At 71.7% G+C, this 14,153-nt stretch carries 13 protein-coding genes; 8 read left to right on the top strand and 5 right to left on the bottom strand.

The features are described 5' to 3' along the window. Positions 1 to 20 precede the first annotated feature (20 nt). On the bottom strand, positions 21 to 2,222 hold the full coding sequence (locus tag ACFRMN_RS11690; protein ID WP_383016962.1) for a prolyl oligopeptidase family serine peptidase: 2,202 nt from the start codon (positions 2,220 to 2,222) through the stop codon (positions 21 to 23). A gap of 165 nt (positions 2,223 to 2,387) precedes the next feature. Here ACFRMN_RS11690 and ACFRMN_RS11685 point away from each other — a divergent pair, with 165 nt between their 5' ends. The 4 genes from ACFRMN_RS11685 (at position 2,388) to ACFRMN_RS11670 (ending at position 6,452) form a co-directional block, all read left to right on the top strand. Next, positions 2,388 to 2,582: a hypothetical protein gene (locus ACFRMN_RS11685; protein ID WP_030352924.1), complete on the top strand. Its 195-nt coding sequence runs from the start codon at positions 2,388 to 2,390 to the stop codon at positions 2,580 to 2,582. 142 nt (positions 2,583 to 2,724) lie between these two features. Further along, the gene (mshB, locus tag ACFRMN_RS11680; protein WP_383016958.1) at positions 2,725 to 3,666 is read left to right on the top strand and encodes an N-acetyl-1-D-myo-inositol-2-amino-2-deoxy-alpha-D-glucopyranoside deacetylase; all 942 of its coding nucleotides are present in this window, start codon (positions 2,725 to 2,727) and stop codon (positions 3,664 to 3,666) included. Continuing rightward, complete coding sequence (locus ACFRMN_RS11675) at positions 3,663 to 4,073, top strand: DUF6113 family protein (RefSeq protein ID WP_383016955.1); 411 nt, start codon at positions 3,663 to 3,665, stop codon at positions 4,071 to 4,073. Before mshB ends, ACFRMN_RS11675 begins: the two co-directional genes overlap by 4 nt. A gap of 195 nt (positions 4,074 to 4,268) precedes the next feature. After that, positions 4,269 to 6,452 (top strand): hypothetical protein, encoded by a 2,184-nt coding sequence (locus ACFRMN_RS11670; RefSeq protein ID WP_383016952.1) that lies wholly within the window; start codon positions 4,269 to 4,271, stop codon positions 6,450 to 6,452. Positions 6,453 to 6,575: 123 nt separating this feature from the next. Here the strand turns inward: ACFRMN_RS11670 and ACFRMN_RS11665 are convergent, their stop codons facing one another. Further along, positions 6,576 to 7,406 carry a tetratricopeptide repeat protein gene (locus ACFRMN_RS11665; protein WP_383016949.1) on the bottom strand — a complete coding sequence of 277 codons (831 nt, stop codon included), beginning with the start codon at positions 7,404 to 7,406 and terminating at the stop codon, positions 6,576 to 6,578. Positions 7,407 to 7,423: 17 nt separating this feature from the next. Next, entirely contained in the window at positions 7,424 to 8,437 is a 1,014-nt protein-coding gene (locus ACFRMN_RS11660; protein WP_383016946.1) for a GNAT family N-acetyltransferase, read from the bottom strand. Between the two features lie 140 nt (positions 8,438 to 8,577). On the opposite strand from ACFRMN_RS11660, the gene fdxA reads away from it, so the two are divergent. Continuing rightward, positions 8,578 to 8,898, top strand: coding sequence for a ferredoxin (fdxA, locus tag ACFRMN_RS11655; RefSeq protein ID WP_003985062.1), 321 nt, complete (start codon positions 8,578 to 8,580; stop codon positions 8,896 to 8,898). A gap of 173 nt (positions 8,899 to 9,071) precedes the next feature. Further along, entirely contained in the window at positions 9,072 to 10,166 is a 1,095-nt protein-coding gene (locus ACFRMN_RS11650) for a bifunctional succinyldiaminopimelate transaminase/glutamate-prephenate aminotransferase (protein ID WP_383016943.1), read from the top strand. A 103-nt stretch (positions 10,167 to 10,269) separates the two neighbouring features. Here the strand turns inward: ACFRMN_RS11650 and ACFRMN_RS11645 are convergent, their stop codons facing one another. Both ACFRMN_RS11645 and ACFRMN_RS11640 read right to left on the bottom strand, forming a co-directional pair. Further along, the gene (locus ACFRMN_RS11645) at positions 10,270 to 10,725 is read right to left on the bottom strand and encodes an ATP-binding protein (protein ID WP_383016940.1); all 456 of its coding nucleotides are present in this window, start codon (positions 10,723 to 10,725) and stop codon (positions 10,270 to 10,272) included. Between the two features lie 288 nt (positions 10,726 to 11,013). Then, a complete protein-coding gene (locus ACFRMN_RS11640) occupies positions 11,014 to 11,976 on the bottom strand; it encodes a hypothetical protein (protein ID WP_383016937.1) in 963 nt (320 codons plus the stop codon). A gap of 104 nt (positions 11,977 to 12,080) precedes the next feature. Between ACFRMN_RS11640 and dapE the strand changes: the two genes are divergently transcribed. Further along, entirely contained in the window at positions 12,081 to 13,160 is a 1,080-nt protein-coding gene (dapE, locus tag ACFRMN_RS11635) for a succinyl-diaminopimelate desuccinylase (RefSeq protein ID WP_383016934.1), read from the top strand. A 177-nt stretch (positions 13,161 to 13,337) separates the two neighbouring features. Continuing rightward, positions 13,338 to 14,087 carry a TIGR00730 family Rossman fold protein gene (locus ACFRMN_RS11630; protein WP_383016931.1) on the top strand — a complete coding sequence of 250 codons (750 nt, stop codon included), beginning with the start codon at positions 13,338 to 13,340 and terminating at the stop codon, positions 14,085 to 14,087. The last annotated feature ends 66 nt before the right edge of the window (positions 14,088 to 14,153 follow it).

Raw genomic sequence — 14,153 nt, 5'->3', positions numbered from 1 at the left:
CAGCGGCCGGTCGCCCGTGCTCAGTCCAGGCCCAGCGACCTCTTGAGGAAGTCGACCTGGAGCAGCAGCAGATTCTCCGCCACTTCCTCCTGCGGTGTCATATGGGTCACACCGGTGAGCGGCAGTACCTCATGGGGCCGCCCCGCCGCGAGCAGGGCCGCGGAGAGCCTGAGCGTGTGTGCCACCACCACATTGTCGTCCGCCAGCCCATGGATGATCATCAGAGGGCGCGCCGGACTCGCCGGCGCCGAGAGCCCGTCGTCCGTGACCAGTGAGTGCCTGGCGTAGACCTCGGGCACCTCCTGTGGACCGCCGCCGAAGTACCGCTCCTGGTAGTGGGTGTCGTAGAGCCGCAGATCGGTGACCGGAGCGCCGGAGACCGCCGCGTGGAAGACATCCGGGCGGCGCAGGACCGCGAGCCCGGCGAGATAACCGCCGAAGGACCAGCCGCGCATCGCGACCCGCCCCAGATCGAGCGGGAACCGCTCGGCGAGGGCGTGCAGCGCCTCGATCTGGTCGTCCAGGCTGAGCAGCAGATTCTGCTTGACCGCCTTCTCCCAGGCCGGCGAACGGCCCGGGGTGCCACGACCGTCGGCGACGATCACCGCGAACCCCTGGTCGGCGAACCACTGCGAGGTGAGATACGCGTTCCGCGCGGCCACCACGCGCTGCCCGTGCGGGCCCCCGTAAGGGTCCAGCAGAACGGGAAGCGGGCCGTCCGACTCCTGGTAGCCGGCCGGGAGCAGCACGGCGCACGGAATCCGGTGCTCGCCCGCCTCGGTGAGCACCGGCCGCGCGGTGAGCACCGGCCGCTCGGCGTACGACGCGACCGCCGCGAGCCCCTTGCCGTCCCTGAGCACCCGCGCGGACGCTCCGGAGGCATCGAGCCCGGCCGACACCAGCACGGTCACCTCGCCGGTACGTACGGCGGAGTGCACCCCCGCGCCTTCCGACAGCCGTTCGACGCCCAGTTCGTTGACCCGGTACACATGGATCTCGCCGATCCCGGGATCCGCCGCCTCCTCGCCGGCCGACGCCGAGACGAGGACATCGTGCTCGCCGATGTCCAGCACGGCCCGGACATGCAACTGCGGCCCGGTCAGCGGCCGGTCGCCGACGATCAGGACCCGCGCGCCGCCCTCGTCGGCGATCCGTACCAGCCGTCCGTCCGGTGCCCAGGCGGGCAGCTCGGCGAAGAGGTCCAGCCAGGCGGGATCCTCGTCCCGGTGCACGGTCCTGGTCGCGCCGGTCGCCGTGTCCACCGCCAGATACAGCTGGCCGCGCTGGTCGCGGCTCTGTACGAGCAGCAGGGGCGCGCCCGCGGCCGACCAGTGCACCCGCGCCAGATACGGGTAGCGGGCACGGTCCCAGACGACCTCCGTACGCGCCTCTCCGGGCCCCTCTGCCGCGTCCGCGCCCTCGGCACCGCCGGACCCCTCCAGGCCGACGAGATACAGCCGTACGTCCGCGTTGGGGGTACCGGCCGCCGGGTAGGCGACCTTCACGGGCTCCCGCTCCGGGTGCGCCGGGTCGGAGATCCACCAGCGCCGCACCGGCGCCGTATCGACCCGCGCGACGAGCAGCCGGTCGGACTCGGGAGACCACCAGTAGCCGCGGGTGCGGCCCATCTCCTCGGCGGCGATGAACTCCGCCAGGCCGTAGCCGATGTCCTCGCCCTCGGCCGCCGAGCGCCCCGCCAGCTCGCGGTCGCGCTCCCCGTCCGCCGCGATCACGCGGAGGGCGCCGTCGGCCACGTACGCGACATGGCGCCCGTCCGGCGAGGGCCGCGGGTCGATCACCGGTCCCCGAACGGGCAGTTCGCGGGTCGTCCCGGCGAGCAGTTCGGCCGCGAACAGCCGCCCGGAGAGCGCGAACGCCGCCAGCTGTCCCGCGCCGTCCACCGCGTAGCCGACGATGCCCCCCGATCCCTCGCGGCTCCGCTCGCGCCGGGCCCGCTCCTCGGGGGAGAGCCGTTCGACGGCGCCGCCCAGGAGCACGGCCGGATCCGCGACGATCCGCTCACGCCCCTCTCCGGATCCGGTGGGGGAGTCCTCAAGATCCAGTACCCAGAGGCTGTTCACCCGGTCCGTGCCCGAGGAGGAGCGCAGGAAGATCACCCGCGCACCGTCGGGAGACACCGTGAACGCGCGTGGGGCGCCGAGGGTGAAGCGCTGAGTCCTGGCGTGCTGGCGAGGGAACGAGAGCTGCTGCCTCAAGGTCATGGAACGAACCTACTGGGCGAGGGCTGTGCGCCCCCAGTGTGCTGCCGTGCACCGATCAATGCATCCGCACGGATAGTTATGATCCGTAGCGTTAGGTGGGTATGAATCCGCCGGGCACATGCTTGCTGCGATTTTCCGACTGAATATTTATGGAGGTGAACCGCCGTGGCACTCTCGATTTCGGCGGTGGTGCTGCTGGCGATCGTCGTCTTCCTGCTGGTCCGGAAATCCGGACTGAAGGCCGGACACGCGGTGGTCTGCATGTTGCTCGGGTTCTACATCGCCAGTTCATCCATCGCTCCCACCATCAGCGAACTGACCACGAACGTGGCAGGGATGATCGGCGGGATCAAGTTCTAGCCATCTTCCGCTCTCTTTCGGTCAACTTCACCATGCCCTGAAGTCCGACCATATCCGGCACCGCCCACTGCCCACCGCCCCTCGGTCACCGTCGTCGCCCACTGGCCGAGGGGTTTCGGGTGCCTGCTCGTAGGCTGTCCCCATGACCGATCTACCCGCCCGCCGTCTGCTGCTGGTGCACGCGCACCCGGACGACGAGTCGATCAACAACGGCGCCACCATGGCCAAGTACGCGGCCGAGGGCGCCCTGGTCACGCTGGTGACCTGCACCCTCGGTGAGGAGGGAGAGGTCATCCCGCCCGAGCTCGCCCATCTGGCGGCCGACCGCGAGGACCGCCTCGGCGCCCATCGCATCGGTGAACTGGCCTCGGCCATGAGCGAGTTGGGCGTCACCGACCACCGCTTCCTCGGCGGCCCCGGCAGATTCCGGGACTCCGGGATGATGGGTCTGGAGCAGAACGACCGCGAGGGCGCCTTCTGGCACACCCCCGTCGACGACGCCGCCGCGTACCTGGTGGAGGTGATCCGGGAGGTGCGTCCGCAGGTGCTGGTGACGTACGACCCCCACGGCGGTTACGGCCACCCCGACCACATCCAGGCCCATCGCGTCGCCATGCGCGGCGCCGCCCTGGCCGCCGAGCCCGCCTTCCGGCCCGGCCTCGGCGCTCCGCACGCCATCGACAAGATCTACTGGAACCGCGTACCGCGCTCGGTCGCCGAAGAGGGTTTCGCCCGGCTGCGGGCGGCGGGGGCCGACTTCCCGGGTGTCGCCGCGATCGAGGACATTCCGGGCGTGGTTGACGATACGGAGATCACCGCCGCGATCGACGGCGCGCCGTACAGGGAGCGCAAGGCGTCGGCGATGCGCGCCCATGCCACCCAAATCGCCGTGGACGGGCCCTTCTTCGCGCTCTCCAACGATCTGGGGCAGCCGATCTTCGCCGCCGAGTACTACCAGTTGACGCACGGCACGTCGGGGGCGCCCGCCGGTGAACGTGAGAACGATCTCTTCGCGGGAGTCGCCGGAAACGACGGCGTGAACGTTGTGAACAGTGTGAACGGGGCGAACGGGGCGAACGGATGAGCGGGCAGGGGCAGTCCGGCGGGGGATTCGCGAGTCGCCCCAGACCCGGGCGTATCGCCACGTATCTCGCACTGTTCGTCCTCGGTGCGCTCGTCAGTACGGCGGGCTCGCTCGTCCAGGGCGGCTGGATTCCCGGCGGATTGCTGCTCGCCCTCCTCGCCACGGCCGGGCTCTTCTTCGGCGGGCTGTATCTCACCGGCACCCAACTGGGCGTGGGGGCGCCCGCGGCCGGCTGGATCCTCACCGCCGTTTTCCTGAGCCTGGGCCGCCCGGAGGGCGACGCGGTCTACACCGCGGGCATCGGTCCGCTCGTCTACCTGCTGGGCGGCATGTTGGTGGCTGTGATGTGTGTCACGATGACGCGGTTGCCGCAACCGGGCCCGAAGTCCGGCCGACTTGAGAAGTGACGCGCCCGGCTGCTGCTGAATTGACCACGTCCGTACGGTCGGCGGAGCATCGCTTCGCACGGTCGTCGGGTGTCTGTCGGCCGAGGCCAGTATGGTGGTGCGCGCTCCGGGCCTTCCCCCCGCCTCCGGCATGGGGAACCTGAACAGTTTCGTACCAGTAAGAACGGGCGGCGGAGCCAACCGGGAGAACCTGCTTTGAGTCGTGAAACTGACAGTTCGTCCTCCGGGCCCCAGGGGCGCGGCGGAGCCGCGTACCCCTCGGGGACACCGCCGTACGGATCCCGCCAGTATCCGTCGCTGCACCCCCAGCAGGACGCTCCGGAGGAGACGGAAACCTCGCCCGTCCCGCAGCCGGACGAGCCCAGAACAGAGACCACGCTGACCACGCGTATCCGGATCAACATCCCGGGCTCGCGGCCGATTCCGCCCGTCGTGATGCGTACGCCCATGGGCGACGCCGACAGCACCGACGGCCGGGGTGTCCCGGCCGCCGAGCGAACGGGCGGCATCCCCAGGCCCGACGCGCCCCAGGACGCCACCGACGCCGGGCCGGCCGGACAGGCCGAGACGGCGGAGGAGCCGGGGGCCGAGGACAGATCCACGAGCGACTGGTTCGCGCCACGCAAGTCGGCGACATCGGGCACCGGTACGGCCGCGGGCATGAGCGCCGGTCTCGGCGCGGGCGCCGCCGCCGTCGCGGGCACCACCGCGCCGCGGCAGGCCGACCGAGGCTCCTCGGAGTCGCCGTACCACCCGGGCGGCGGGCAGTCGCAGAACGGCGGCGCTCCCCGCAGCGCGCTCAGCGATCTCGCGTCCGGCTCCGGACCCCAGGGCTCCGGACCTCAGGGCTCCGGACTCCAGGGCTCCGGACTCCAGGGCTCGGGCTCCAACGGCTTCGCGTCCGGCGGTACCGGTACGGACTTCGCGTCCGACGGTGCCGGTACGGACTTCACGTCCGGTGGTCCCACCACCCCGGCGCTCGGTATCCGGCCTCCCGGAAGCGGGCCCAGCGGTCCGACCGGCGGTCCGGTCACCGGTGGCGCGTCGCTCGGCACCCCGCCGTCGTCCCTCAGCACCCCGCCGGGCCTGGGCCAGGTCGGCCCGCCGCGGATGTCCGACGACACCGCCGTACTGACACCGCAGCAGCCCGCGCCCGAGCCCGCACCCGGCGGCCATGTCTCCGGGGACACGCTCACCAGCGGAATTCCCGTGGTGCCCGCGGAGCACCGCTCGCCCTTCCCCGGCTCGGGTCCGCAGGGCGGTCCGCACGCCGACCTCGGCCCGAGGACCGACGGCCCCGGCGCACTCGGCCAGGACCGTGACTTCTCGGCCCCGGACTTCCCCGGCCCGATCGGCTCCCCGCAGGGTGCCGCGCCCTCGGGCACGGCCCCGGCCCCGGCGCGTACCGCCACCCCGCCGGCCCCGCCCGCCAAGAAGAAGGGCCGCTCCAAGCTCACGCTCCTCGCTGTCATGGTCGTCGTGGCCGCGGGCTGCGTCTACGGCGCCGGCCTGCTGATGAACCGCTCCGATGTGCCCAAGGGCACCACGGTCCTCGGCGTCGACATCGGCGGCACCCGCGACGAGGCGGTCAACAAGCTCGACACCACCTTCGGCGAGCGGGCCTCGGCACCGCTGCGGCTCAGCATCGGAGGCAAGACGGAGGAGCTCGCCCCGGACAAGGCGGGACTCAGCTTCGACAGCCAGGCCACCGTCCGCGCCGCGGCCGGCAGCGACTACAACCCCGTGTCGGTGATCGGCTCGCTCTTCGGCCGCGCCCGGGTCGCCCAGCCGATGATGCCCGTCGACGACGAGAAGCTGACCGCCGCGCTCACCGATCTGGCGGGCGTCTCGGGTTCGGCGAGCGAGGGAACGATCAAGTTCGAGCCGGGCAAGGCCGTCGCCGTACCGGGCAAGGCCGGCAAGGCACTGGACGTCAACCACTCGATCATCTCGGCCAAGGACGCCTACCGCGCCCAGGTGGAGACGGGCAAGACCAACAACGTGGAGCTGCCCGTCGTCACCCGCGAGCCGACGGTCGGCCAGGCGGAGCTGGACCGGGCGATGAAGGAGTTCGCCGAGCCCGCGATGTCCGACCTGGTCACCATCAAGGCGGGCGGCAAGCAGATCCAGTTCGGTCCCGCGAAGTCGCTGCCCAAGATCCTCTCCATGAAGCCCGTCGACGGAAAGCTTGTCGAGGTCTACAACAGGACCGCCATCGACCAGCTGCTGGAAGGCGTCTTCGACGGCATCACGATCACGAAGGGCGACGGCAAGCAGCACCCCGTCTCCTCCGCCGATGTGGCGCAGGCCATGCAGATGGCGCTGCGCGGCAAGACACCCGCCGAGCGCACCCAGACGATCAATCTGAACCCCAGCTAGAAGATCGTCGCTCAGGCTCTGTCGTGTCCCGGGGAGGACGGATGTCATCCCCGGGACCCCGGGACACGACTCGCGACACCGGACGGCGCGCCCGGCCCCCGGGCCCCCGCCGGGCGCGGACCGTCAGTTGAGCATCGCCCGCGCCGCCCTCGCCTTGCGCCGGATCGCCTCAGCCGTCGACGGCTCCACCGCGTCCACCACCCGCGCGTACTCGTCCATCTCCGCCGCCCCCCGGCGGAACTCCCCGCGCTGTACGAGCAACTGGGCGCGGTCGTAACGCAGTCTGGCCGGGTGCGAGGGCAGCAGCAGGGACAACTCGACCGCCCACAGCGACACATCGGTGTGCTCCGGGCGGGTCGCGGCCCAGGCGCGGATGTTGTTCAGGACGCGCAGAACGATGTCGAGCGGGTCGGCGGGGGCGAGCATGGCCGGTTCGAGCGCCTCGCCCGTCGTGCCGGTCACCAGCAGCTCCGCGTCCGCGCCCGTCAGCAGCCGGCCACCGCCGAAGGGATCGGCGAGGACACGCTCCTCCGGATCGCCGAAGCCGACCACGAAATGGCCGGGCAGGGCCACGCCGTACACCGGCGCGCCCGCCCGTCGCGCGACCTCGATCCACACCACGGAGAGCAGGATGGGCAGCCCGCGTCTGCGCCGCAGCACCACGGGCAGCAGCGAGGAGTCCAGCCGCCGGTACTCCGCCGGGGAGCCCTCGAACCCGCACCGCTCACCCAGCAGTTCCGCCAGCGCGACCGCCCAGGCGCGCGCGCCGAGGACCCCGAAGGGCAGCAGCCCCGCCAGCCGGTCCAGCTCGGCCTGGGCCGCGTCGATACCGGCCTCGCCCAGGGCGGGATCGGCCTCCGCCGCCACCAGCAGACAGAGCGTGGCCAGGTCGGGACGGTCCGCGCGGGCCTCCTCGGCGAACCACCGGCGCACGTCCTCGGATTCCGGTCGCATATCGGCCTCGTACCCGCTCAGCGCGCTCGGAAGTGGTGGTAGCGGTGGTGGATGGCGAAGCCCATCGCGTCGTACAGCGCACGCGCGCCGTCGTTGTCCGACTCGACCTGGAGCCAGGCGGCGGACGCGCCCTCCTCCAGCGCGCGCCGGGCGAGCGCGGTCATCACGGCGGTGGCCAGCCCTTGGCGGCGGCGGGCCGGGTCGACCTCCACCGCCATGAACCCCGCCCACCGTCCGTCCACCACACACCGGCCGATCGCCGCCGGTACGTCGGGCTCCCCGTCCTCGCGGGGTTCCCCGGGCACGGTGGCGAACCACACCGAAGGTCCGCTGTTCAGTACGTGGAGCACATGGGGTCCCGGCACACCGGACCGCTGGTAACGCCGGAGCCAGGCCTCGTCGACGCTCCGGCCGAGCACGACCCGGGAGACATCGGCGTCACGGTCCCCGAGCGGCGCGAGCGCGGCGATCCGTACCTCGGCCGTCACCTCCGACCGCCAGCCGCGCCGCTCCAGCTCCGCGCACAGCCGCTCCTGGGTGCCCTCCGCGCCGGTCGCGGTCTGTACGTACGGGGGCAGCCCCCGCTCCTCGTACCACCGCTGTACGCGCGTCAGCGCCTCGTCCAGCTCCACTCCGGGATCGCCCAGGGGAAGCGCGGCATTGGCCCGCCGGGTGAAGCCCGAGGCCGCTCTGAGCCGCCACTCTCCCAGCGGCTCGCTCTCCACCGGCTGCCAGGACCGCGCGCAGACCCTGGACAGCTCCTCGAACGACGCCGCGGGCCCCCGGCGTCTGGCCGGGGCCGCGGGCACCACCTTGCCCGCGACCAGGGCAGCCTCCGGAACGTGGACGCTCTCGCCGGTGCGCCGTGTGATCAGCAGCACATCCTCGTCCCAGGATGTGAGAACGCCCACTGTGTCGGTGAACTTCTCACCGTCGGTCCCGCTGCCGGTCAACTGTCTGACTGATACACGTTTGCCCACGTCAGCCCGTGTGAGACGGACCTCGAACCGTCCGCCCGCAGTGAATTCCACAGCTCTGTACGCCCCTCCTGTTCGGATCGCGCCCAAGAACGGAGATACTAGATGCGGGCATCGACGACGCCGCGCTCCCGCGCGCCCGTGGACGGAGCCGCAGATCGGCCCGCCGCGCCCTATCGAGGAGGAACGACAGCGTGACCTACGTCATCGCGCAGCCTTGTGTCGACGTCAAGGACAAGGCGTGCATCGAGGAGTGCCCGGTCGACTGCATCTACGAGGGCTCCCGGTCCTTGTACATCCACCCGGACGAATGCGTCGACTGTGGAGCCTGTGAGCCGGTCTGCCCGGTCGAGGCCATCTTCTACGAGGACGACACCCCGGAGGAGTGGAAGGACTACTACAAGGCGAACGTCGAGTTCTTCGACGAGCTCGGTTCGCCCGGTGGCGCTTCCAAGCTCGGTCTGATCGAGCGGGACCATCCCTTCATCGCCGCGCTGCCGCCCCAGAACGGCTGACAGCGTGCCCCCGGTCCCGTACGGCCCGCCGCCGTACGGGACCGCGGTGTTTCGCCCGCCGGTCCGCGTCTGTCCGCGTCGGTTCGCGTCGGTTCGCACGAGTCCGTGCGGCGGGAACGAGCACCGTACGAGAGGATCCGTACGCGAGCATCCGTACGAGAAAGAGTGAGCACGTGTCCGCAGTCTCTTCGCGTCTTCCCGTCTTTCCCTGGGACAAGCTGGAGCCCTACAAGGCCACGGCGGCGGCCCATCCGGACGGGATCGTGGACCTGTCCGTCGGGACCCCCGTCGACCCCGTCCCGGCACTGATCCAGCGGGCCCTGATCGAGGCCGCCGACTCCCCCGGCTATCCGACGGTGTGGGGGACGACCGCGCTGCGGGACGCGCTCACCGGCTGGGTGGAGCGGCGGCTCGGCGCGCGCGGCGTGACGCACGAGCATGTGCTGCCGGTGATCGGCTCCAAGGAACTGGTGGCCTGGCTGCCGACGCAGCTCGGCCTCGGCGCGGGTGACCGCGTCGCCTTCCCGCGGCTCGCGTACCCGACGTACGAGGTGGGCGCGCGGCTCTGCGGCGCCGAGCCCGTCCCGTACGACGACCCTACGGATCTCGACCCCGCCGGGCTGAAGCTCCTCTGGCTCAACTCGCCGTCGAACCCGACCGGAGCCGTCCTGGCGCCGGACGAGCTGACCCGGATCGTCGCCTGGGCGCGCGAGCACGGCGTGCTGCTGTTCAGCGACGAGTGCTATCTGGAGCTGGGCTGGGAGGCCGATCCCGTATCGGTGCTGCACCCGGACGTCCGCGGCGGTTCGTACGACGGGATCGTCGCCGTCCACTCGCTCTCCAAGCGCTCCAACCTGGCCGGCTACCGCGCGGCCTTCCTGGCGGGCGACAAGGCCGTCCTGGGCGAGCTGCTGAAGATCCGTAAGCACGGCGGGATGATGGTCCCGGCGCCGGTGCAGGCAGCGACCGTCGCGGCGCTCGGCGACGACGCGCACGTACGGGAACAGCGGGAGCGGTACGCGGCCCGGCGCGCCGCGCTGCGCGCCGCGCTGGAGACGCACGGCTTCCGTATCGACCACAGCGAGGCGAGCCTCTATCTGTGGTCGACGCGCGACGAGCCGTGCTGGGACACCGTGGCGCACCTCGCGGAGCTGGGCATTCTGGTCGCGCCCGGCGATTTCTACGGTCCCGCCGGGGACCGGCACGTACGGGTGGCGCTGACGGCCACCGACGAGCGCGTCGAAGCGGCGGTCAAGCGGCTGGGCTGAGACGCCCGTACCGCGTACGACGGTGACGCGAGGGGGCCCGGGAAGCGACCGCTGACTGCTTCCCGGGCCCCCTCGTCCGCGTCGCGACGCGCGTGCGCGGGTGTCAGCCGAGCGGCAGCGACACCGGCAGCTTGCCGGTCGGCAGACCGCCACCGAGCGCGCCGGTCGGCGCGGCACCCTCCGTGGCGGACGTGGCGGACGTGGCGGACGCGGCGGTGTCGCCGAGGAGTTGACCGGCGCCGCCCGCGGTGTCACCGGCCGCCTTCTGCACGGCGGGCGTCGCCGTCTTGCCGACCTTGCCGACGGCCTTGCCCGCGGCCGGGACGCCCGTCTTGACGGCCTTGCTGCCCGCGTCGCCCACCACGCCGGTCGCCTTCTGGGCGCCGGTGTCGACGGTGTCGCCCACGGCCGCGCCGTCCAGCGCGCTCACCGCACCCAGGTCGGTGGCCTGCGGGAGCGCGGCCGCGTTCGCCGCGCCGGCCGCACCGATCACCGGGGCCGCGCCCGCGGCGACGAGGAGGGCGGCACGGGCGATCCGACGGGTCAGGGGGAGGGACATGATGCTCCTTGGAAGGGAGAGAAATAGTGCTTGTCCGTCGATCGGACGTAGTGACAACCCCTCAAAGGGCGGCGAAGGTTGCGGCGAACGAGGGTAAAGAGTTGGTAATGCGTCGCATTATCGGCTACGGATAAAAACGGGCAAACGATCCCGTGACGACAGACCTGCTGAACCGTTACACCCCTTTGTTCCCAAGGGAAACGGCGGATCATGGGCGCGCGGCACAATCATCGGAGGAAAAGCGATGCGGGGCGGCGCGGACTCGCCCGTTCGGGTGACGCCGCCGTACTACTGCGCAGTGCGAATTCGAACTTCCGCCAGACCTGAATCCGCGCTTTTCTGTTCCGAGGAGCCGGTCCGCTGCCAGCCCCTGTTCGCCGTGTTCGCGTTCTTCGCGCTCCACATCCGGCCGGCGTAGCGCACCTCGTCGATCCGCAGGGCGGTGGACTGCGCCACGGCCCAGTGCGCCAGCTCCCAGCCGCGCAGCGCGGAGGAGCCGGCGTTCTGCGAACCGCCGGTCGTGGCCGATACCGGTACGGACACCTCGGCGGCCATGCCCGAGGCCCCCGCCCGGCCGACCGTGTCGGCGCCGGGCAGCACCTCGGCCCCGAAGTCCCGTACCAGCGCGGCCCGTACCTTCGCCGGGTCCCCGGGCTCGGCGCCGCTCGGCGCCGTACAGGTCAGCGTGGCGCCGGACCGGCCGGTGAGGGCCGCGGCCAGCAGTGTGGCGTCCGGCTCGTGCTTCGCGTACGCCTGCGGGAAGCCGCTGCGCTGGACGCGCTGGGCCGCTTCGGTGAGCGGCAGCCGCGAGTAGCCGGGGACCTTGACGAGATGGTCGTAGAACTGGCCCGCCGAGTAGACCGGGTCCTGGATCTGCGCCTCGGTGCCCCAGCCCTTCGAGGGCCGCTGCTGGAACAGGCCGAGCGAGTCGCGGTCGCCGTGGTTCAGATTGCGCAGCGCGGACTCCTGGAGGGCGGTGGCCAGCGCGATCGTGACCGCGCGCTCGGGCAGCCCCCTGGTGGTGCCCACCGCCGAGATCGTCGCGGCGTTCTCGGCCTGCTCCGGGGTCATCTCGTAGGTGGGGCTGTCGCCGCCCGACCTGTCCGTGGCGCGCACGAGACAGCGCGGGGGACCGCCGCCGGCGCTCATGTACTGGACCACCACATACCCGGCCAGGGCCAGCAGCACGGCGAGGGCGGCGGCGATACGCGGGAGGCGGCCGCGACGGGAGCGGGAGGCGGTCTCGGACACGAGGCCACCGTACTGGAGAGGGTGGCGGCGGCTCGCGCCGACGCCGGGGTCCGGCCGTCGGCGCGGAGCGGGTCCGGCCGGCGCTCACGGGTAGGGTCAAAACCATGTCTGAGAACGTGCTCGACCTCACTCTTGACGCCCCGGCGCTCACCGCACGCCTGGTCGACTTCCCGTCGGTCAGCGGCGAGGAGAAGCCACTCGCCGACGCGATCGAGGAGGCGCTGCGGGCGCTGCCGCATCTCACCGTCGACCGCCACGGCAACAACGTGGTGGCCCGGACCCGGCTGGGCCGCGGCGAGCGGATCGTCCTCGCCGGACATATCGACACCGTCCCGATCGCGGACAACGTGCCCTCCCGGCTGGACGACGACGGGGTGCTGTGGGGATGCGGTACGAGCGACATGAAGGCGGGCGTCGCCGTACAGCTGCGGATCGCGGCGACCGTCCCCGAGCCCAACCGCGACCTGACCTTCGTCTTCTACGACAACGAAGAGGTCGCCGCACATCTCAACGGTCTCGGACATGTGGCAGAGGCCCATCCGGACTGGCTGGAGGGCGACTTCGCGGTGCTGCTGGAGCCCTCCGACGGCGAGGTCGAGGGCGGTTGTCAGGGCACGCTCCGGGTCTTCCTCCATACGACGGGGGAGCGGGCACACTCCGCGCGCGGCTGGATGGGGGCCAACGCCATTCACGCCGCCGCGCCGATCCTGGCCCGGCTCGCCGCGTACGAGCCGCGCAGGCCGGTCATCGACGGCCTGGAGTACCGCGAAGGGCTCAACGCCGTACGGATCGAGGGCGGCGTCGCCAACAACGTCATCCCGGACGCGTGCACCGTCGTCGTGAACTACCGCTACGCGCCGGACCGCGGTGAGGAGGAAGCCCTCGCGCATGTCCACGAGGTCTTCGCGGACTGCGGAGTGACGGAGTTCACAGTGGACGACCACTCCGGGGCGGCCCTGCCAGGTCTCTCGCACCCCGCCGCGGCCGCCTTCATGGCAGCCGTCGGCGGCACGGCACGGCCCAAGTTCGGCTGGACGGACGTGTCACGTTTCGGTGCGCTCGGGGTGCCCGCGGTCAATTACGGCCCCGGGAACCCGCTGCTCGCCCACAAGCGCGACGAGCGGGTGGCGGTCGAGCGGATCACCCACTGCGAGAACCGTCTCCGCGACTGGCTCACCGGCTGAAGCGCGCCCGGGCGGTCCGTGGCCCGGGCGGTCCGTGGCCCGGGCGGGCCGTGCGCTCACCGAGGGGCGGAGCGCTCACTGAGTGAGGGCCTGATCGACTGCCGGAATTTCGTCGTTTGTCACGTGCGTGGACCTACCCTTGCCCAGAACAACGCACAGCAGCGGAGGGAGCAGCTCATGGGCATGCCTGACGGAGCGGAGAAGCCGGAGGAACAGCGGCTCGGGCCGGTGATCCGTCGCCGGGGACAGGTGCAGGAGGGCACGACCGATCAGCGGCTGCTGGACACCGAGGGCGACTCGGAGTGGGTGCACACCGATCCCTGGCGGGTGATGCGCATCCAGTCGGAGTTCGTGGAGGGCTTCGGCGCCCTCGCCGAACTGCCCAGCGCCATCAGCGTCTTCGGCTCCGCGCGCACCCCGGCCGGCTCCGCCGAGTACGAGGCGGGCATCCGGATCGGCTCCGCGCTGGTCGACGCCGGATTCGCGGTGATCACCGGCGGCGGGCCCGGCGCCATGGAGGCGGCGAACCGAGGGGCGCGCGAGGCGCAGGGCGTCTCCGTCGGACTCGGCATCGAGCTGCCCTTCGAGCAGGGGCTCAACCCCCATGTCGATATCGGCGTGAACTTCCGCTACTTCTTCGTCCGCAAGACGATGTTCGTCAAGTACGCGCAGGGCTTCGTGGTCCTGCCGGGCGGCCTCGGCACGCTGGACGAGCTGTTCGAGGCGCTCACCCTGGTCCAGACGCGCAAGGTCACCCGCTTCCCGATCGTCCTGTTCGGTACGGCGTACTGGGGCGGTCTCGTCGACTGGCTGCGGGACACCGTCGTGGCCCAGGGCAAGGCGTCCGAGAAGGATCTGCTCCTCTTCCATGTCACGGACGACGTGGACGAGGCGGTCGCGCTCGTCACCAAGGAGACGCGCAACTGACCTTGGGGGGCCGCCGACAGCCGCGACCGTTCGTCGATCGCCCGGAACTCCGCCGGCGCCCGCGCC

Source organism: Streptomyces sp. NPDC056835 (assembly GCF_042789485.1).
Lineage (GTDB): Bacteria > Actinomycetota > Actinomycetes > Streptomycetales > Streptomycetaceae > Streptomyces.
The sequence above is the reverse complement of the archived record's forward strand: the minus strand, read 5'-3'. Positions and strand labels throughout refer to the sequence as shown.